At 60.2% G+C, this 16948-nt stretch carries 20 protein-coding genes; 13 read left to right on the forward strand and 7 right to left on the reverse strand.

Translation table 11 applies throughout. The annotated features are described in order from the left end of the window. Nucleotides 1–257: 257 nt before the first annotated feature. The 8 genes from VH599_15105 (at nt 258) to VH599_15140 (ending at nt 7338) form a co-directional block, all read left to right on the forward strand. Nucleotides 258–857, forward strand: a complete 600-nt coding sequence (locus VH599_15105; protein HEY7349642.1) for a thioredoxin family protein — start codon at nt 258–260, stop codon at nt 855–857. A gap of 36 nt (nt 858–893) precedes the next feature. Further along, a complete protein-coding gene (locus VH599_15110) occupies nt 894–1190 on the forward strand; it encodes an Rdx family protein (GenBank protein HEY7349643.1) in 297 nt (98 codons plus the stop codon). A gap of 82 nt (nt 1191–1272) precedes the next feature. Further along, nucleotides 1273–2106 carry an NAD(+) diphosphatase gene (nudC, locus tag VH599_15115; protein HEY7349644.1) on the forward strand — a complete coding sequence of 278 codons (834 nt, stop codon included), beginning with the start codon at nt 1273–1275 and terminating at the stop codon, nt 2104–2106. A 117-nt stretch (nt 2107–2223) separates the two neighbouring features. Continuing rightward, on the forward strand, nt 2224–3135 hold the full coding sequence (locus VH599_15120; GenBank protein HEY7349645.1) for a MoxR family ATPase: 912 nt from the start codon (nt 2224–2226) through the stop codon (nt 3133–3135). 44 nt (nt 3136–3179) lie between these two features. Next, nucleotides 3180–4490, forward strand: coding sequence for a VWA domain-containing protein (locus tag VH599_15125; GenBank protein HEY7349646.1), 1311 nt, complete (start codon nt 3180–3182; stop codon nt 4488–4490). Nucleotides 4491–4550: 60 nt separating this feature from the next. Further along, complete coding sequence (locus VH599_15130) at nt 4551–4868, forward strand: XdhC family protein (GenBank protein ID HEY7349647.1); 318 nt, start codon at nt 4551–4553, stop codon at nt 4866–4868. Further along, nucleotides 4869–5690 (forward strand): XdhC/CoxI family protein, encoded by an 822-nt coding sequence (locus VH599_15135; protein HEY7349648.1) that lies wholly within the window; start codon nt 4869–4871, stop codon nt 5688–5690. A gap of 85 nt (nt 5691–5775) precedes the next feature. Beyond that, complete coding sequence (locus tag VH599_15140) at nt 5776–7338, forward strand: thioredoxin-like domain-containing protein (GenBank protein HEY7349649.1); 1563 nt, start codon at nt 5776–5778, stop codon at nt 7336–7338. 150 nt (nt 7339–7488) lie between these two features. Here the strand turns inward: VH599_15140 and VH599_15145 are convergent, their stop codons facing one another. Beyond that, nucleotides 7489–7854 carry a DUF3307 domain-containing protein gene (locus tag VH599_15145; GenBank protein HEY7349650.1) on the reverse strand — a complete coding sequence of 122 codons (366 nt, stop codon included), beginning with the start codon at nt 7852–7854 and terminating at the stop codon, nt 7489–7491. A 158-nt stretch (nt 7855–8012) separates the two neighbouring features. Beyond that, on the reverse strand, nt 8013–8567 hold the full coding sequence (locus VH599_15150) for an NYN domain-containing protein (protein HEY7349651.1): 555 nt from the start codon (nt 8565–8567) through the stop codon (nt 8013–8015). Nucleotides 8568–8820: 253 nt separating this feature from the next. Here VH599_15150 and VH599_15155 point away from each other — a divergent pair, with 253 nt between their 5' ends. Continuing rightward, nucleotides 8821–10116: a WD40 repeat domain-containing protein gene (locus VH599_15155; GenBank protein ID HEY7349652.1), complete on the forward strand. Its 1296-nt coding sequence runs from the start codon at nt 8821–8823 to the stop codon at nt 10114–10116. A 15-nt stretch (nt 10117–10131) separates the two neighbouring features. Here VH599_15155 and VH599_15160 read toward each other — a convergent pair whose 3' ends face one another. Further along, nucleotides 10132–10734, reverse strand: a complete 603-nt coding sequence (locus VH599_15160; protein HEY7349653.1) for a hypothetical protein — start codon at nt 10732–10734, stop codon at nt 10132–10134. 141 nt (nt 10735–10875) lie between these two features. Between VH599_15160 and VH599_15165 the strand changes: the two genes are divergently transcribed. Next, entirely contained in the window at nt 10876–11274 is a 399-nt protein-coding gene (locus tag VH599_15165) for a type II toxin-antitoxin system RelE/ParE family toxin (protein HEY7349654.1), read from the forward strand. Further along, a complete protein-coding gene (locus VH599_15170; protein ID HEY7349655.1) occupies nt 11261–11581 on the forward strand; it encodes a helix-turn-helix transcriptional regulator in 321 nt (106 codons plus the stop codon). The genes VH599_15165 and VH599_15170 overlap by 14 nt, the downstream gene beginning before the upstream one ends. An 87-nt stretch (nt 11582–11668) precedes the next feature. Here VH599_15170 and VH599_15175 read toward each other — a convergent pair whose 3' ends face one another. The 3 genes from VH599_15175 to pdhA all read right to left on the reverse strand — a co-directional run bounded on the left by VH599_15175 (nt 11669) and on the right by pdhA (nt 15073). Further along, a complete protein-coding gene (locus VH599_15175; GenBank protein HEY7349656.1) occupies nt 11669–12955 on the reverse strand; it encodes a dihydrolipoamide acetyltransferase family protein in 1287 nt (428 codons plus the stop codon). Between the two features lie 31 nt (nt 12956–12986). Beyond that, nucleotides 12987–13982: a pyruvate dehydrogenase complex E1 component subunit beta gene (locus tag VH599_15180; GenBank protein HEY7349657.1), complete on the reverse strand. Its 996-nt coding sequence runs from the start codon at nt 13980–13982 to the stop codon at nt 12987–12989. A gap of 65 nt (nt 13983–14047) precedes the next feature. Beyond that, nucleotides 14048–15073: a pyruvate dehydrogenase (acetyl-transferring) E1 component subunit alpha gene (gene pdhA, locus VH599_15185; GenBank protein ID HEY7349658.1), complete on the reverse strand. Its 1026-nt coding sequence runs from the start codon at nt 15071–15073 to the stop codon at nt 14048–14050. Between the two features lie 195 nt (nt 15074–15268). Between pdhA and VH599_15190 the strand changes: the two genes are divergently transcribed. Then, on the forward strand, nt 15269–15538 hold the full coding sequence (locus VH599_15190; GenBank protein ID HEY7349659.1) for a ferredoxin family protein: 270 nt from the start codon (nt 15269–15271) through the stop codon (nt 15536–15538). A gap of 114 nt (nt 15539–15652) precedes the next feature. Here the strand turns inward: VH599_15190 and secG are convergent, their stop codons facing one another. Continuing rightward, nucleotides 15653–15910 (reverse strand): preprotein translocase subunit SecG, encoded by a 258-nt coding sequence (gene secG, locus VH599_15195; GenBank protein HEY7349660.1) that lies wholly within the window; start codon nt 15908–15910, stop codon nt 15653–15655. A gap of 218 nt (nt 15911–16128) precedes the next feature. Between secG and VH599_15200 the strand changes: the two genes are divergently transcribed. Continuing rightward, nucleotides 16129–16881 (forward strand): carbon monoxide dehydrogenase subunit G, encoded by a 753-nt coding sequence (locus VH599_15200; GenBank protein HEY7349661.1) that lies wholly within the window; start codon nt 16129–16131, stop codon nt 16879–16881. Nucleotides 16882–16948: the final 67 nt, after the last annotated feature.

A 16948-nucleotide genomic window follows, 5' to 3' on the forward strand; every position in this document is an offset into this window, starting at 1 on the left:
GCGTTCGCCCTCCGGGCCACGGCGCCAGCAGGCCAACGCTGGCCGCCGGGACGGCGGCGCTACAGGTACACCGCCCCGCAGCCCCCTGCCGCCGGGACGGCGGCGCTACCAGTGGCCCCCGCTTTTTGGCAGAACCCCGAAAAACATCCCAACGAGACAAAAAACGCTAGACGTGGTACAATTTCAATACTATCATTTGTGTAGTATTGAAGCCTTTCAACCGACAGGAGAGCTTCATAATCCCAAGGAGGATACCTATGGCAGTGACGCATGAGCGGTTCGAGCAGGGCTGGACCTACGACGAGTTCAAGGCCCGGATGACACGCAACCAGGAACGCTTCGCGGCAAATGAACGCGAACTTATCCTCGATCCGGCTGACGTAGCCGTTTTCAAGAGCCTGCCGCGCTCGCTGAACGTCCTGGTCATCGCCGAAGACTGGTGTGGCGATGTCATCAACAATCTCCCTATTCTTGGCCGTCTCGCCGAGGAAAGCGGCAAGCTCAACCTGCGCGTCTTCCTGCGCGACCAGAATGCCGATCTCATGGATCAATACCTCAAAGATGGTCAGTTTCGCTCCATCCCCGTCTTCGCTTTCTTTGACGAGCAGTTCCGCGAGCTTGGCCGGTTCATCGAACGGCCCGCAAGTGTCACCGAGCGGAACGCGCGTAAACGGCTGGAGATGTACGCTCAGTCCCCTGAGTTTGGCGCTCCTGACGCCTCGATCAGCGAACTGCCCGAAGATGTCAGGGCAAGGCTGGCGGAAGCAACGGCTGCCTGGCGCGAGGAGATCAAGCCAGAAAACAACCAGGACGTGGTGGGCAGCCTGCGCGAGATCGTCGAAGCGGTACACGCCTAACGCCGCGCCAGAGCGACTATCCAGGGAGAAGAAGACATGACAAAGCGGCTGGTCAAAGTGACCATCACCTACTGCTCTGAATGCGGCTACGAGCCGCAGACGCTGGCGCTGGCCGACGCCCTCATGAGGACGTTTCGCCACGAACTCGCGGAGATCGAACTGGTCCCCTGGTATGATGGGTCATTCGAGGTTGCCGTAGACGGTGAACTGGTCCATTCGATGTACCGCGATGACGGATTCCCCGACCCCAGCGTCATTATCGAAGCCGTCCGACGCCATCAGACAGCCCCTCAGCCAGCAGAAGCGCCAGCGGTCATCCGCCAGGAGGGATAGCCGCCAGAGCAGATTGTCTCCAGGTAATCGCCGTATCAGCGCCTTTTCTTCACATGCAGACTGGGCACTGGAGGATGAACGCATGGCTTCCACGTTTCAGCGTGCTTATCCGCCCGCCGCTCCTGAGAGCGGCCCGGCGTTCTGGCTCCCATTTCGAGAAAACGAGCTTCTTGTTCAGGAAAGCGAACAGGGAGTCGGTCTTCTGCATACCGATGAGGCGGGCATTGCCAGCATGCAACCGCACAGCGCACTCTATGTGGGAACGCTAGATGGCATTGCTTGCATGGCCTGTGAAATGAGCGCCGAACAGCCTGTTCCCAGGGGATGGCGCGCACTGGGGCTGCGCACGCTTTTTGGTCAATTCGACGACGCGGCCTACAGCGCAGCGGGCTATGCCTCCCAGATTCTGCACTGGCAACGCAGCAGCCGTTACTGCCCGGCCTGTGGAGCGCCGAACGGACCGCTCGCCATGAGTTGGGAGCGCCGCTGTACTCGATGCAGCCATATTGGCTATCCTCCAGTGATCCCAGCTGTTCTCGTCCTGGTCCATAACGGAGAGCATATCTTGCTGGCCCATCAGCCTGGCTGGGGCAAACGGTACAGCATTCTGGCCGGGTTTGTTGAACCGGGCGAAACCTTAGAGGGCTGTGTGCGCCGCGAGGTCGCCGAAGAGGTGGGGATCGAGATAGACGATGTGACCTACATCAACAGCCAGCCTTGGCCCTTCCCTACGCAGCTCATGGTCGGGTTTCAAGCGCGGTACGCCGCTGGCGAACTACACCCCGATCAGCAGGAACTCGATGACGCCGCCTGGTTTCATGTTGATGCGCTTCCCGCATTACCGCCGCCGCTCAGCCTGTCCCATCGCCTCATCATGGCATGGGCCAGGTCACTGCGGCCAGAACCAGCCACGTAAAAGATTGTCGCTGTATTGCTTTGGGGTGAGTCTGGCTCCCCGGCTGTGGTACAATATGAGCAGTAACTCTCCCCTGTACTCCTATTATATGTATTACTTCTCCCCCTTGGAGGCCACGTGGAACAAGTACAGCAGGCACTTCCCGCCTCAATTGATGATGTTCTCGCCGCGCTGTCCGCGCAGCGCTACATCGCAGACCGCAGTCTGGCGACAACGATTTACCTGGCGCTCAAGCGCCACAAGCCCCTGCTACTGGAAGGCGAGGCGGGCGTTGGCAAGACGGAGATCGCCAAGGTGCTTGCCAGTATGCTGGATACCCGGCTGATTCGCCTCCAATGCTACGAGGGGATTGATGTCAATACAGCCGTCTATGAATGGAACTACACGCGCCAGATGCTGCACATTCGGCTGCTGGAGGCCAGCGGGGCCAACAACGATGCGGCCATGCAGGACATCTTTGGCCCGGAGTTTTTGATTCGCCGCCCATTGTTGGAAGCGATTGATCCCGGCAATAAGAAAGCGCCAGTGCTGCTCATTGATGAGCTTGATCGCAGCGATGAAGAGTTTGAGGCGTTCCTGCTGGAAATCCTCTCGGATTTCCAGGTGACGGTGCCAGAGATCGGCACGCTGACGGCCCCGGAGCCGCCCATCGTCGTCATCACCTCCAACCGCACGCGCGAGATTCACGATGCCCTGCGCCGCCGCTGCCTCTATTACTGGATTGATTATCCCACGCTGGAGAAAGAACTGGCGATTGTCCTGGCGAAAGCGCCCGAAGCCAGCGAAAAGCTGGCGCGGCAGGTCTGCATCTTTGTCAAAGAACTGCGCGCGATGGACCTCTTCAAGTCACCGGGCATCGCTGAAACGCTGGATTGGGTGAGTTCGCTGGTGACGCTGGAGATTCACGAATTGCAGGAAGGTCCGGTGCGCGATACGCTGGGCGCGCTGCTCAAGTACCAGGACGACATCGAGAAGGTTAACAGCGGCAACGCCCTGAGCAAGTTACTGCATAAAGTGATCGGCGCTTGAAGATAAGGTATCCGTGACCACACAGCAACCGGATGGTATGAGCTATGCTGCCAGAGAACAACGACTTGCTCACCGCTCATGATCTGGAGCGCGGCCACCAGCTTCAGCGCAAGCTGGTGGAGTTCGGGCGGCTGCTCTGGGATATGGGCCTGGATGTTGGCCCGGGCCGCATGGTGGAAGCCTCGAAAACAATCAGCCTGATTGATGTTAAGAAGCGCGAGGACTTCTATCACGCGCTCAAATGCACGCTGCTCTCACGACACGAGCAGGAGCCGCTCTTTGACCAGGCGTTTTTTTACTTCTGGCAAATGAAGCACCGGCTGAGCAAGCTGGACGACAACGCCATCGTCAAGAGCGACGAAAAGCGCGGCAGCCCTATCCGTCTGCCGCCGCGCGAGCGCCAGGAACTGGAGGCGCAGGCCGCGCGCCTGACTCGCCAGTTGATGCAGCCCCAGCGCGATGCTGGCCGCGCGCGCCCATCGGATCAGGCCGATCAGAGCGACGATGACGACGATGACGAGGCCCAGGGAACCGCCTACAGCGCCATCGAGCAGCTGCGCGGCAAAGACTTCGAGTCCTATAGCTGGGAAGAGATGCAGGAGGCCAAGCGCCTGATGGCTGAGATGCACTGGCATCTCGGCGAGCGGCCCACGCGCCGCAAGGCTCCGTCGCGCAAAGGCGCCTACCCCGATCTGCGCCGCATCATTCGCCGCAATATGAAGTATGGCGGCGAGTTGATGGAACTGACCTGGCGCAAGATCAGACGCAAGCCGCGCCCGCTGGTCATCATCTGCGACATCAGCGGCTCGATGAGCCTCTATTCGCGTCTGCTCTTGCATTTTATCCACACCATCTCCAGCGGCTTGCAGAACACCGAAGCCTTTGTCTTTGGCACGCGCCTGACGCGCATCACCCGCCAGCTTCGCAAGCGCGACGTAGATGACGCGGTACGTGACGTTTCCAAGAATGTGCAGGATTGGTCAGGCGGCACACGCATTGGCGAATGCCTGCGCGACTTTAACTATCGCTGGGCGCGGCGCGTCCTGGGGCATGGCGCGGTGGTGCTGATTATCAGCGACGGTTGGGATCGCGGCGAACCCGACGTGCTGCGGGCCGAGATGGACCGTTTGCAACACAGCAGCCACCGCCTGATCTGGCTGAACCCGCTGCTGGGCGCGGAGGATTATCGCCCGGTGACGATTGGCATGAAGACCGCGCTGCCCTTCATTGATAATTTTCTCTCGGCCCACAGCCTGGACAGCTTGCTGGAACTGGGCAAAGTGCTGGAGCAGATTGACGACAGTCGCCCCAGCCGCCGGGGGCAGGCGCGCTTGCAGCAGCTACCTGGAAGATAAGACCTTCAGTAACGTTTTCATGCTCTATGCAGACCAATCTGCAAGAGGAGGCACGATCCCATGAAAGACATTTTGCCCGATGTAGAGAAGTGGCGCGCACAGGGCGCGCGCGTGGCCGTTGCAACCGTTACGGCGGTGGTTGGCTCCGCGCCACGCCAGGAAGGCGCGAAGCTGGCCGTCAGCGAGCGCGGCGAGATCAGCGGCTCCGTCAGCGGCGGCTGTGTTGAGCCAGCCGTTATTACCGCTGCCGAAGAGGTTATCAAGACCGGCACGCCGCAGATGCTCACCTTCGGCATTAGCGAAGAAGAAAATCTGGAAAAGATCGGCCTCTCCTGCGGCGGCGAGATCAAAGTCTTCGTGGAGCGGCTGGATTGGTAGTTGAGTGTTTCACGTGAAACACCTGCCCGGAAAGGTCCGGCAATGGCTGAAATCTACGAAACCCTCAAGGCCAGCCTGGCGAATGAGCGCCCGGTGGCGCTTGCCACGCTCGTTGGTGGCGCTGGACCGTTGGCCGCAAAGCTGCTGGTCTTTCAAGACGGCGCGACTCAGGGTACGCTGGGCAGCGCGCAGTTAAACGCGCGCGTGGCCGCAGACGCGCGCCCCATGATCTGGCAGGGCGCGGCCAAAACCATCAGCTACACCCCAGAAGCTGCTGATGAGCCGCAGGCCGGGGCGTTGGATGTCTTTATCGAAACCTTTCCGCCGCCGCATAAGCTGGTCATCGTGGGCGCTGGGCATATCGCCATCCCGCTGACCACCTTTGGCAAAACGCTGGGCTATCGGGTGATCGTGATTGACGCGCGCGCCGCCTTTGCCACCCGCGAGCGTTTCCCCCACGCCGATGAGGTCATCTGCGAATGGCCGGATGAAGTGCTGGGAAAGCAGATACCCTTGCACGTGGCAACCGCCGCCGCTGTCCTGACACACGACCCTAAGTTCGATGAGCCGACGCTGCGCGTGCTGCTTAAGAGCGACGTAAGCTACATTGGCGCGATTGGCAGCCGCAAAACCAGTGAGGAGCGCAGCGAGCGCCTGCGCCAGCAGGGCATCACCGACGAGCAGCTTGCGCGCATTCACGGCCCCATCGGCTTGAACATCGGCGCGGTCTCCCCTGAAGAGATGGCGCTGGCGATTATGGCCGAGATCGTGGCGGCGCGGCATGGCCGCGAACGCTCGGCAACCGCCTGGCAAACAAAATAAATCAGGGAGAGGGTTCATGCGGTATGGGGAGCGCATGCGCTCCCCATACCGCATGAACCCTCTCCCTTGAAAGAAGGGACACATCATGGCAACCGTTGAGCGCGAGCCGGTGCGCGCGCCTGAACTTTCCGGCGCGGCCTGGTTCAATACCGACCATCCCTTGACGCTGGCCGACCTCAAGGGCAAGCTGGTCCTGCTGGACTTCTGGACCTACTGCTGCATCAACTGCATGCACATTCTGCCGGACCTCAAATACCTGGAAGAGAAATATGCCCATGAGCCGCTGGTGGTGATTGGCGTCCACTCGGCCAAGTTCGAGAACGAGAAGGATACCGACAACATCCGTAACGCCATCCTGCGCTATGGCATCAGCCATCCGGTGGTAGTTGATGTCAATCACCGCCTCTGGAACGCCTACGCTGTGCGCGGCTGGCCGACAGTCGTTCTGGTGGACCCGGCGGGCTATCTGCTGGGTACTGTCTCTGGCGAGGGCCACCGCGAGCAGCTCGATATGGTGATTGCCGCCGCGCTGGACGCCTATAAAGGGGCGGGGCTGCTCGATGACACGCCGCTGCCCGTCCACCTGGAAAGTGATGCCCTCGTTGATATGCCGCTCGCCTATCCTGGCAAGATCGTGGCCGACCAGACCGCCGTAGGCGCGGGCGCGCGCCTCTTCATCAGCGACAGCGGGCATCACCGCGTTGTCATCGCCACATCAGAGGGCACGCTGCTGGATACCATCGGGACCGGCGCGGCGGGCGCGGATGACGGCTCCTTTGAGGAGGCCAGCTTCAGCAATCCGCAGGGATTGGCGCTTGACGCCGAACACGACTGGCTCTATGTGGCCGATACGGACAATCACCTGCTGCGGCGGCTGGACCTCAAAGCCCGCACTGTCAAGACCGTCGCAGGCACAGGCGAGCAAGGCATCGGGCCGAACCTGAGTGCCCCCGCGCTTGAGCAACCGCTCAACTCGCCCTGGGATCTCTGCTTTGTGGATGGCCTGCTGTATATCGCTATGGCCGGGTGTCATATGCTCTGGCTCTATGATCCGGCCAGCGAGGAACTGCGCCACGTCGCCGGAAGCGGGCGCGAAGCGCGCATTGATGGCCCGGCGCTGCGCTCGGCCTTTGCCCAGCCCAGCGGCCTGACGACCGATGGCCGCGCGCTCTACGTCGCCGACAGCGAGATCAGCAGCGTGCGCCGCGTGACCCTGGGCGATGACGTGCAGGTCACAACCGTCGCGGGAGGCGATCTCTTCCAGTTTGGCGATGTGGACGGCCTGGGCGATCTGGCCCGCTTCCAGCATCCGCTGGGCGTGGCCTGGCACGATGGCGCGATCTACGTGGCCGACACCTATAACCACAAGATCAGGAAGGTGGACCCCGAAACGCGCCGGGCCACCAGCTTCCTGGGCGACGGCAAGCCTGGGGCCGATGACGGCGAGCAGCCGCGCTTCTACGAGCCAGGCGGCCTGAGCTTTGCGGGAGAGCGCCTCTTCATCGCCGATACCAACAATCACGCGATCCGCGTCGTTGATCTGGCGAGCAAAACGGTTTCCACGCTGACCATCGGCGAACTCTGCCCGCCGGGCTTCTGCCTGCCAGAGCCAGGGTTCGCGGGCAACAAAGCAGTCGAAGAAGAATAGCAGCCCACCAGCAGCGCCGCCTGGCAGACGGCCAGACGATTCGCCGCCAGGGACGGTGGCGGTACACGCGAAAGCTGCCTGCGTGTACCGCCAGCCTCCGTGCTGGCGCAGCGTTGAGCCGCCGGGACGGCGGCGCTACAAGTGGGCTAGCTACTTGCCAATGATCAGGCCAGGGAGCGCGGCGTGCAGGCCAAAGATGGAGTCGGGGAAAGCAAATTGCAGCGCCAGCAGCGCAAAGATAACCATGAAGTGCAGCGCCTGGTCTACCCAGATGGGCTTGATGATGTTATAGCGCGTTTTCAGGGGGTCTATGATACAGTGCGTGAGAAAGATGATAGCAATGGCGGCAGGCGTCGCCCTGGCAAATAAGACAAAGACGGCGGTATACGTTGCCGCGTGGTAGGCATTGATCTCCCAGCTTTTGCCTTTGTTGGCCGACATCCACCCCGACTGAAAGGCAAAGTCGCCCACAAAATGGCAGGCCAGCCAGACCAGCACCGCAGCCAGAACATCCATGACAACACTCCCCCTTCTAAAAGCGCCCCCTGCTCAAGAGGAAACGCTCAGTATGGAGCCATTCCTGGTCCTCCTCACTGGGGAGTATAGTCTGCAATGGACCCAAGATACTGTCGGCCACTTCACGCCGAGAGGGTGAAGTGATTCACAGCCGTCAGCTAGAGCGGCGATTGCGGCGTCTGGCCGCCGCGCTTACGCTTGGGGCGGCGCGGGTTGCCTTTGGTGTGCTGAGACGATCCGGCCTCCCCGCTTGCGCCCTCCAACCGCCGCAGCACGCTCTGGCGATAGCGGGCGCGCTGGGCCAGCAGGCGCGGCGGCGCGTTGAGATGGTCGGCCAGGTCGGCGCTTGTGGCCGCCTGGCCTCCCGCCTCCAGCACAGCGCGGCGTACCTCCTGATCGTTGCTGGCAACCACCACCAGTTGATGCCGACCTGCCCCTTCGCGCGCCAGGCGAGCTATCACCTCGTCGGCGCTCTCGCCCTGACATGTATAGATCAGTTTGATCCGCTGGACATGCTCTTCCGTTTGTCTGGGCTGCTGGGCATCGAACACCACCACTACCTGATGCGACGTATGGCGATATTTGGCGATCAACTTGCGCACCAGCGCGTCACGGGCAGCGGCCAGGCTATGGCGCTGCTCCACCGCCAACAGTTCAGGAGTGTTCTTAATCACGTTATAACCATCTATCAAAATGATCTTGGGTTCCATCATGGTATGTCTTCCAGTCATAGAAGCCAGGATATTCCGGCCTTCTCATACGATTATATGGCGATTTTTTCATGATGCGTCATGTCCTCACTGTCGCCCTGGATGGATTCAGGTTGCGACAGCAGGCCAGGGGATTTTTTCAGTGATGTTTTGTTCAGGTCAGGCGTCTAGGGGGAAGAAGAAAGAACGAATGCAGTTGATCCTGGCAGTATTCCAGCCCATTGCCTGCCTTGAGCGGGCAGAAAGGTGATCTGCTATGCAGAAGAAATCGCTCATCTGGCTTGCCATCATGCTCAGCCTGGCGCTTCCGTTTGTCGCCGCCTGTAGCGATCACCCCTCGTCATCCCGGACTCCAGGGGTTTCTGCGGCGCCAGGGGAGGTGCTGTATGTGCTGGATGGCTACAGCGCCGGGGGCGCCAACGTCGGCCAGCGCATTGTCGCCTTCCAACCCGGCGCGAGCAGCGTCATTGCTTCATTGCCCGCTGGCCTGACCTCGCAAGATCATCAGCGCCTCTACGTCGCCGCGCCGCAGGGCAATCAGACCAACATCACCATCTATACTACGCAGACCGGCGCAGCACTGGGCGCATTTGCCATCCCTGGCGCATACTCCACCGGCATGCGCGGCTATGAAACCGGCGCGATCTCGCCCAATGGCCGCTGGCTGGCGCTGCGCCAGGTCGCAGCAGACCTCAGCGAGACGACCATTGCCCTGGTAGATACCCAGGCGCGCAAGGTCGTCAAAACTGAACATCTCGTCGGCGACTTTGATCTGGACGCCATCTCGCCCAACGCGCAGACCGTCTACCTGCTCCAGAACACCAACGACGCCCAGCATCATTACTACGTTCGCGCCTACGATCTGACGACGGACCAATTGAACCCGGCTATCATCGTTGACAAGACCGAGATTGACGAGACCGACATGCAAGGCCAGGCGCTCACTCGGCAGATGGCTCCTGACGGCTCCATGAGCTACACGCTCTATATCAATCGGCAGGAAAACAAAGCCTTTATCCATATCCTGCCATTGAGTGATCAGCCCGATGGCTTCTTTGCCCGCTGCATTGATCTGCCCTCTGGCGCTTCGCCCGACCTGCTGGCCTACTACACACTGGCCCTCTCGCCCGACGGCAGCAGGCTTTACGCCGTCAACAGCGCGCTGGGAACTGTGACCAGCATCACCGTCAAGACGGATTACGTCTTCGACATCCAGGCAGGGACGACACAGCGGTTCCGTTCGCCCCTTGCCAGCACGAACGGCGCGCCCGTTCCCTACAACGGCGCGGTGGTTTCGCCCGACCAGCAGGCGCTCTATGTCGCCGGGGTGGATGGCATCTGGGCGCTCAGCACACGGGATAGCCATGTGTTGGGACGCTACCTGGCGGGCCAGTCCTTCACCAGCGTGGCGCTCAGCGCAGATGGTCAGATGCTCTATGCGGTCAGCCCGTCACAGGGCATCGTCATGTTCAACCTCATCACCGGACAGGCCGGGCAGCCTATGCGCGGTGTGGCTACGTCCCCCTGGGCGATTGCCTGGGTGAGTAAATAGGAGGCTGGTGAATATTCAGCATGCCGGTTGTCCACCGCTGCCGCTGCTGGCGTAGATCAAGATCAGCGCGTTGGGGGTCGTGTGAACCCGCGAAAGATGCTCGTTGGGAATGCTTGGATTAAAATCCTTGAACGCATCATTCACCCGCTGCTGGATAGACGGCCCGGCGAGATCGGTGATGGGCTGGTCTCCCAGCAGCACGCGCGTGACCACAAAAGCAGGCCGTCCAGTCGAGGCGACGCAGGGACGCATCGCCACCAGTACCTGGCGCGAGCCTGTCAGCGGAAACTCGACATCGCCGGTAACAGAAAGCTGATCGCCGCTTTGCGGCTGAGCGCGAACGTTGCGCAGCGGCAGGGAACCAAACGGAGTGGGGATGCCAAACCCGTTCAGGTTCTTTGACGCTGCCGCGCTCATGAACTCTTGCGATAACTGAATCGTCACATCGCCGGGGCTGTTATCCTGATGCGGAGGCGGCACATTTGGCTCAGGGGCCAGCAAAATCAAGCCCAAAATCAGCACAATGGCCCCGACGACCACGCCAGACAAGAAACTTGCCAGCGCCTTCCAGGGCGTTATCTCGCGCAGCGCCTTCAGCCATTTCTTCAACACGCCCATGCTCGCAAACCAGCCTCTCCGCGTAATACGCCAGGGTTTTTGTGAGCCGATTATATCATGGCTTGCCCGCCCAGAATGCGGCGCAGGTCACATCTTAACCAATCTCTTGCCCATTCGGAAATTATATGTTACACTTCCAACATGGCATGGACGATAGAATATTATGAGCAGGCCGATGACACTCAACCGGCTGAGGTATTTGAAGACCGGCTAGACCGAGAACATCCCAAACTGGCAGGGAAACTCCTGGAGATTACAGCCGCACTCCGCAGCGCGGGCCATCGCTTAAGTGGGGGATATATCGAGCCATGCCGGAGCCATAGCGGCCTCTGGGAAATTCGTGTCATCCATAGCCAATGGCTGGGCCGTGAGTTCTTTGGCTTCGACGCTGAACGCATCGTTCTACTACACGGTTATGTTAAACGAGGCGGCCAGGAAGCTTCCAAGCGTGATCTTGATCTCGCGTTCGCCTATTGGGCTGACTACAAGCAAACGCGCAAGATCAGTCTAGCCAGGGAGGAAGATAATGAACCGATTTGAGCAACGCCTGCGCAAGCGGCTTCAGAACCCAGAAGTCGCGGCGGGCTTCCGCGAAATGGCCGCTGAGCGAACGCTGCTGCAACGCCTGGAGGAAATCCGCGAGCAGCAGCAGATTACCAAAGAGGAGCTTGCGCTGCGGATGGGCAAACATCGGGAAGCGGTATCGCGGCTGCTGAACGCGAGCGACGCGAACCCAACCCTGGAAACCCTCATCGAACTGTTGATGGCGCTGGGCATTACCGCCGAAATTACCTTGCGCCCGGCAATCGAAGGTGAGGAGCCGATCAAGGTTGCGCGGGCGGGCTAAAACCAAATCCCGTTGAATAGTGGTTGCTACAGTAGCAACCACTATTCAACGGAATGTAGTATCAGTTCCGTCCAGACCACGCTGGCTCTAGACCAGCATGCCCATTGGCTCTTCCAGCAGGCGTTTCACTTCCTGAAGGAAGCGCGCGGCAGTCGCGCCATCAATAGCGCGGTGATCAATAGAAACCGTCACTTTCATGCGATCACGCACGACGACCTGCCCATCAACGACAACAGGCGTGGGGATGATCGCCCCGACGGCCAGAATAGCTGATTCGGGTGGGTTGATGACGGCGGTGAACTCCTCGACGCCAAACATACCCATGTTGCTGATCGAGAAGGTGCCACCCTGGTAGTCTTCCGGCTTGAGCTTGTTGTTGTGAGCGGCGTCAATCAGCCGACGCGATTCGCGGGCGATCTCCAAAATGCCCCTGTGGTCAGCGTCGCGGATCACCGGCACGATCAAGCCCTGATCCAGCGCCACCGCCAGGCCAATGTTGATATGGCGCTTGAAAAGCAGGTTGTCGCCGTCAAACGAGACGTTGATCTCCGGCATACGCGCCAGCGCCAGCGCCACCGCTTTCGTAATCAGATCGTTGAAGCTGACCTTGATCGGCTCTTTTTCGGTCTGGGTAAAATCGTTGATCTGCGCGCGGAGCGCGCTCGCCTTGGTCATGTCAATCGCCATCGTGACGTAGAAGTGCGGCGCTTGCTGCATGCTCGCGGAGAGGCGGCGCGCAATAGTCTTGCGCATCTGCGTCAGCGGAACGGCGGTCACATCCTCGCCGGGCTGCGCGGCGGCAATCGCCGGAGCAGGCACAAAGACCGGCGCGGGCGCGGCCTGCGGCTGGCGCAGGGCGTTTTCCACGTCCTCGCGGATGATGCGCCCATTGGGGCCGGTCCCCTGAATCTGGCTGATGTTCAGGTTATGCTCGGCGGCAATGCGCCGGGCAATCGGGCTGATAAAGATGCGCTCGCCCTCGACAACGCCTGCTGGCCTGGCCGCAGGCGCCGCTTGAGGCTGCGGCTGAGGCGCGGGCGCAGAGGCTGCGCGGCCATTCCCGCCGCTGGTGGACGCCTGGGCGCGGCCTGGGCTGGCCGCCTGGGCGGGAGCCTGTGGCTCCGCCTCCAGCGGCTCGTTGGGGTCGCCGACCAGCGCAATCGCTGATCCAACGGGCGCGGTCTGGCCCGCTGGCACCAGGATTTTGCGCAGCACACCGCTGGCAAAGGCTTCGATTTCCATATTGGTTTTTTCGGTCTCAACCTCCGCCACTGCCTCGCCTTTATTGACGGTATCGCCCTCTTTTTTGAGCCAGTTGAGGATTTTGCCCTCTTCCATCATATCGCTCAGCTTGGGCATAGCGATTTTATTCATCTTCTCTTCTCCAGAACGGAGATGCTCTCCGCTAGGCCCTCGCCTTCTGCGGCACAATCGCCCGGACGGCCTGCATTACATCGCTGCGCACCGGCAGGGAGGCGCGCTCCAGGTTTTTGGCATACGGCATGGGTACATCAGCGCCGCTCACATGCTGAATCGGCGCGTCCATCCAATCAAAGGCGTATTCGTAGATGAGGGAAGCGATGCCCTGGCCGGTCCCATAATACTTCCAGCCTTCCTCAACGATGATCGCGCGGTTGGTCTTTTTCACCGAATCCAGCGCCAGATCGAGGTCGAGCGGGCGAATGGAGCGCATATCCACGACTTCGGCTTCGATGCCTTCTTTCGCCAGTTCTTCCGCTGCTTGCAGGCAGATATGCGCCATGCGCGAGAAGGTAATCAGGCTCACATCGCTGCCCTCGCGGCGCACAGTGCCGCGATCCAGCGGTACCAGATACTCTTCGTCCTCGTCGGGAACCTCGCCCTTGATGCCATAGAGCAGTTCATGCTCGATGAACAGAACGGGATCATCATCACGAACAGCCGACTTGAGCATGCCCTTGGCGTCGTAGGGCGTGGCAGGCATCACGACTTTCAGGCCGGGTACATGGGCATACCAGGACTCGAACGACTGGGAATGCTGCGCGCCACGCTGCGCGCCGCCGCCCGCTGGCATACGAATGACCAGCGGAATCCTGGTCTGGCCGCCAAACATATAATGGGCCTTGGCGGCGGTATTGACGATCTGATCGCTCGCCAGCAGGCTGAAGTTCATGGTCATCAACTCAGCGATGGGGCGCAGCCCGCCCATCGCCGCGCCAATGGCGGTAGCGGTAATCACTTCCTCGGCCAGCGGCGTATCCAGCACGCGCTTTTCGCCAAACTCTTTATCCAGGTCTTTCGTTACCGCGTAGGTGCCGCCATAGCCCACCACATCCTCACCGAGAATAAAGACCCGCTCATCGCGGCGCATCTCCTCGCGCATCGCTTCGCGCAGAGCGTCGCGGTAGGTAATCGTTCGCATCTATTTCCTAGCTCCTCTATGATCCTCATCAATGGTTCTTATCGCAAGCGCGGGCGCTCGCAGGCTTATTGCCTGGGATAGCGCCAGGAAATGGCGTTGGCGTCGCCCACCATCACGTCGGTGTACAGTTCTTCCAATGGCGGCTCCGGGCTGGCGTCGGCAAACTCAACCGCATCCTGCACCACCCGATCTACGCGGTCCTCGATGGCCTTGATCTCTTCCTCTTTAATCGCCTTCGCCTCGCGCAGCTTCTCCAGGTAAAGAGGAATGGGGTCTTGGGAAGCTCGCCAGCGGTCCACTTCATCGCGCGGGCGATAGCTGGCCGGATCGGCCATCGAATGCCCCCGGAAACGATAGGTGATGCACTCCAGCAGCGTCGGGCCTTCGCCACTGCGGGCGCGCTCAGTGGCGCGTTTGCACGCCTCATAGACGGCGATCAGGTCCATGCCATCCACCTTCTCATAGGGCATCGCATAGGCAGCGGCGCGATCTTTCAGGTCAGGCACGCTCCAGGCTTTCTCGACCGACATGCCCATCGAGTACTGGTTATTTTCGCAGATATAGACGACAGGCAGCTTCCAGAGCGAGGCCAGATTCAGCCCCTCGTGGAACGCGCCTTCATCCACCGCGCCATCGCCAAAGAAGGTCATGATCAGATGGTTCTGGTTCTGGTACTTCGCGGCAAATGCCAGGCCACAGGCCAGCACAATCTGCGCGCCCACGATGGCATAGCCGCCGAGCAATCCCACGTTTTCATCATGCATGTGCATCGAGCCACCCTTGCCCTTGCTGCACCCGTCAATGCGGCCAAAGAGTTCCGCCATGACCTGCCTGGGCGCGATCCCCTTGGAGATCGCGTGTCCATGCTCACGATAATGGCTGATGACTTTATCCTCTTTGCCCAGCGTGGCGATGGCTCCCACCCCCAGCGCCTCCTGGCCGATATAGAGGTGCATGAAGCCACCAATTTTGCCCATCGTGTACTCTTCGGCTGCTTTTTCCTCAAAACGGCGAATGAGCAGCATTTCCTCATACATCCCCAGCAATTGCTCGCGGCTGAGGCCAGCCAGCGCCACTTGCCGAATTGCCATTGCTCCAGTCTCCTTTTTACCTTTGCTTTCTTTTATGGAAGCATTGCGCTTTCTTTATGATTCCTCCAGCATTGTATACCAAAAGGCAAGTACCCTGTCGGCTTGTCTGGACAGGCGCGCAGGGGATATACTTCTTTTGGCGGCAGCTAAAGGGGCGGGACTAACTATAATAAAGAGCTATAAAAGGACGTACCAATGACCTATGTGATCACGCAGCCGTGTATCGGCGTGAAAGACGCTTCGTGCGTGGATGTCTGCCCGGTGGACTGTATTCACGCCGGGGAAGAGGATGAGCAATTTTTTATCAATCCTGAAGAGTGCATTGACTGTGGCGCCTGCGAGCCGGTCTGTCCCGTGAACGCCATCTTCGAGGAGGGCAGCGTCCCCAAGAAGTGGAAACCCTTCCTCCAACTCAACGCGGATTATTTTCTCAGGCAGCGTCAGGCCAAAAAGAAGCGGAAATAGCAGCAATGGCAGGGCTGTACACCAATTCCGCATGAAAAGGGGCGTTTGACTTGCAGCGCCGCCTGGAAGGCGGCGCTGCAAGTGGCTTCCTCTCACATGCAAGGGGATCTGGTATTATTGGCCCGGCGTGGAGGGCGAAGGAATCGCGGCGGCAATAAAGGAAATGAGGACAAAGAGGACAGCAAAAACAATGGTCGCATTGAAGAGCAGCTTATCAATGCCCCGGCGCGTCTTAAAGACCGCGCCCGTGCCACCAAAGACACTGCCCAGGCTCGCGCCACGCGCCTGCAACAGAATGCTGACCATCAGCGCAATAGAAACGATAATCTGCGCCACTTCTAACGCGCCGCGATAGGGTTCCAAAAATGCCAAGGCTTCATCCTCGCTTCTGTGGTGGTCCTGAAGGCGACATGGAGCGCCTCTGGCCCGGATTATAGCATGAGACGGCGGCATCCCGCAAGAAACATGCACAGCAGCAGCGATGCGACGCTACCCGCTGCGTTGCGCTCATGATATACTATCCCTATCCGCTTATACGCTCTATTCATCCTTTTATCTATCTGCGCCACTATTTTTGAGGAGGCCGGGTAATGAATATCGAGGGTACGTACACCTTTCAGGCGCCCATTGAGCAGGTCTGGAAAACATTAATGGACCCGGAAGTGCTGGCAAGAACCTTGCCGGGCATTGAAAACATGAAAGTCGTCGGACCTGATAACTACGAGGCCACCATGCACGTCGGCGTCGCGGCGGTCCAGGGAACCTATAACGGCAAGGTGGCTATCCTCGATAAAGAGGAGCCGGGCCATTACCGCCTTCAGGCCGAAGGCAACGGCGCGCGCGGCTTCGTCAAAGCCGAAGGGGCCGTTGATCTGGCCCAGCAAAACGGCAACACCATCGCCACGTATAAGGGCGCGGCCCAGCTTGGCGGGGCTATCGCTGGCGTAGGCATGCGCGTCTTGCCCGGCATCGCCAAGATGATGATTAACCAGTTTTTCGGCGCTGTCGCTGAAGAACTGCGCGCCCAACAACAGCCAGCGCCAGCCGCCAAGACTCCTCCAGCGGCAGCCAGGGCTACCTCTGCTGCGGCAGGAGCCAGAGCCGACAAAGCGCCGGGTGCGGCGAGCAAGCCGCAGCCGACAGAGCAGCAGATCATTACGCTGCCGGCCAGGCAAGCGCCTGACCAGCTTATCCAGATCGTGCGCGCCCTCAAGGTCAGCGACGGCAGCGAAGAAGACGAGCTGCGCTGGGCGCAGCGCCTGATGCTGGGCAGCGTCGGTCTGCTGCTGGGCATCTTCCTGCTGGGGTTCCTGTTTGGCCGAGGCGCCCGCCGAGGCCGCTAATCGCTGTCATTCTGTACGCCAGCTCAGCCAGAGCTACCTGTAGCGCCGTCTTCCAGGCGGCCAGCCG

The sequence above is a fragment of the Ktedonobacterales bacterium genome, from assembly GCA_036557285.1.
Taxonomy (GTDB): Bacteria; Chloroflexota; Ktedonobacteria; order Ktedonobacterales; family DATBGS01; genus DATBHW01.

Excerpts from the sequence above, each read along its gene's own strand:
- VH599_15105 (HEY7349642.1), top strand. The coding sequence starts at position 258 with ATGGCAGTGACGCATGAGCGGTTCGAGCAGGGCTGGACCTACGACGAG.
- VH599_15110 (HEY7349643.1), top strand. The coding sequence starts at position 894 with ATGACAAAGCGGCTGGTCAAAGTGACCATCACCTACTGCTCTGAATGC.
- nudC (HEY7349644.1), top strand. The coding sequence starts at position 1,273 with ATGGCTTCCACGTTTCAGCGTGCTTATCCGCCCGCCGCTCCTGAGAGC.
- VH599_15125 (HEY7349646.1), top strand. The coding sequence starts at position 3,180 with ATGCTGCCAGAGAACAACGACTTGCTCACCGCTCATGATCTGGAGCGC.
- VH599_15130 (HEY7349647.1), top strand. The coding sequence starts at position 4,551 with ATGAAAGACATTTTGCCCGATGTAGAGAAGTGGCGCGCACAGGGCGCG.
- VH599_15140 (HEY7349649.1), top strand. The coding sequence starts at position 5,776 with ATGGCAACCGTTGAGCGCGAGCCGGTGCGCGCGCCTGAACTTTCCGGC.
- VH599_15145 (HEY7349650.1), bottom strand. The coding sequence starts at position 7,854 with ATGGATGTTCTGGCTGCGGTGCTGGTCTGGCTGGCCTGCCATTTTGTG.
- VH599_15150 (HEY7349651.1), bottom strand. The coding sequence starts at position 8,567 with ATGATGGAACCCAAGATCATTTTGATAGATGGTTATAACGTGATTAAG.
- VH599_15155 (HEY7349652.1), top strand. The coding sequence starts at position 8,821 with ATGCAGAAGAAATCGCTCATCTGGCTTGCCATCATGCTCAGCCTGGCG.
- VH599_15160 (HEY7349653.1), bottom strand. The coding sequence starts at position 10,734 with ATGGGCGTGTTGAAGAAATGGCTGAAGGCGCTGCGCGAGATAACGCCC.
- VH599_15165 (HEY7349654.1), top strand. The coding sequence starts at position 10,876 with ATGGCATGGACGATAGAATATTATGAGCAGGCCGATGACACTCAACCG.
- VH599_15170 (HEY7349655.1), top strand. The coding sequence starts at position 11,261 with ATGAACCGATTTGAGCAACGCCTGCGCAAGCGGCTTCAGAACCCAGAA.
- VH599_15175 (HEY7349656.1), bottom strand. The coding sequence starts at position 12,955 with ATGAATAAAATCGCTATGCCCAAGCTGAGCGATATGATGGAAGAGGGC.
- VH599_15180 (HEY7349657.1), bottom strand. The coding sequence starts at position 13,982 with ATGCGAACGATTACCTACCGCGACGCTCTGCGCGAAGCGATGCGCGAG.
- pdhA (HEY7349658.1), bottom strand. The coding sequence starts at position 15,073 with ATGGCAATTCGGCAAGTGGCGCTGGCTGGCCTCAGCCGCGAGCAATTG.
- VH599_15190 (HEY7349659.1), top strand. The coding sequence starts at position 15,269 with ATGACCTATGTGATCACGCAGCCGTGTATCGGCGTGAAAGACGCTTCG.
- VH599_15200 (HEY7349661.1), top strand. The coding sequence starts at position 16,129 with ATGAATATCGAGGGTACGTACACCTTTCAGGCGCCCATTGAGCAGGTC.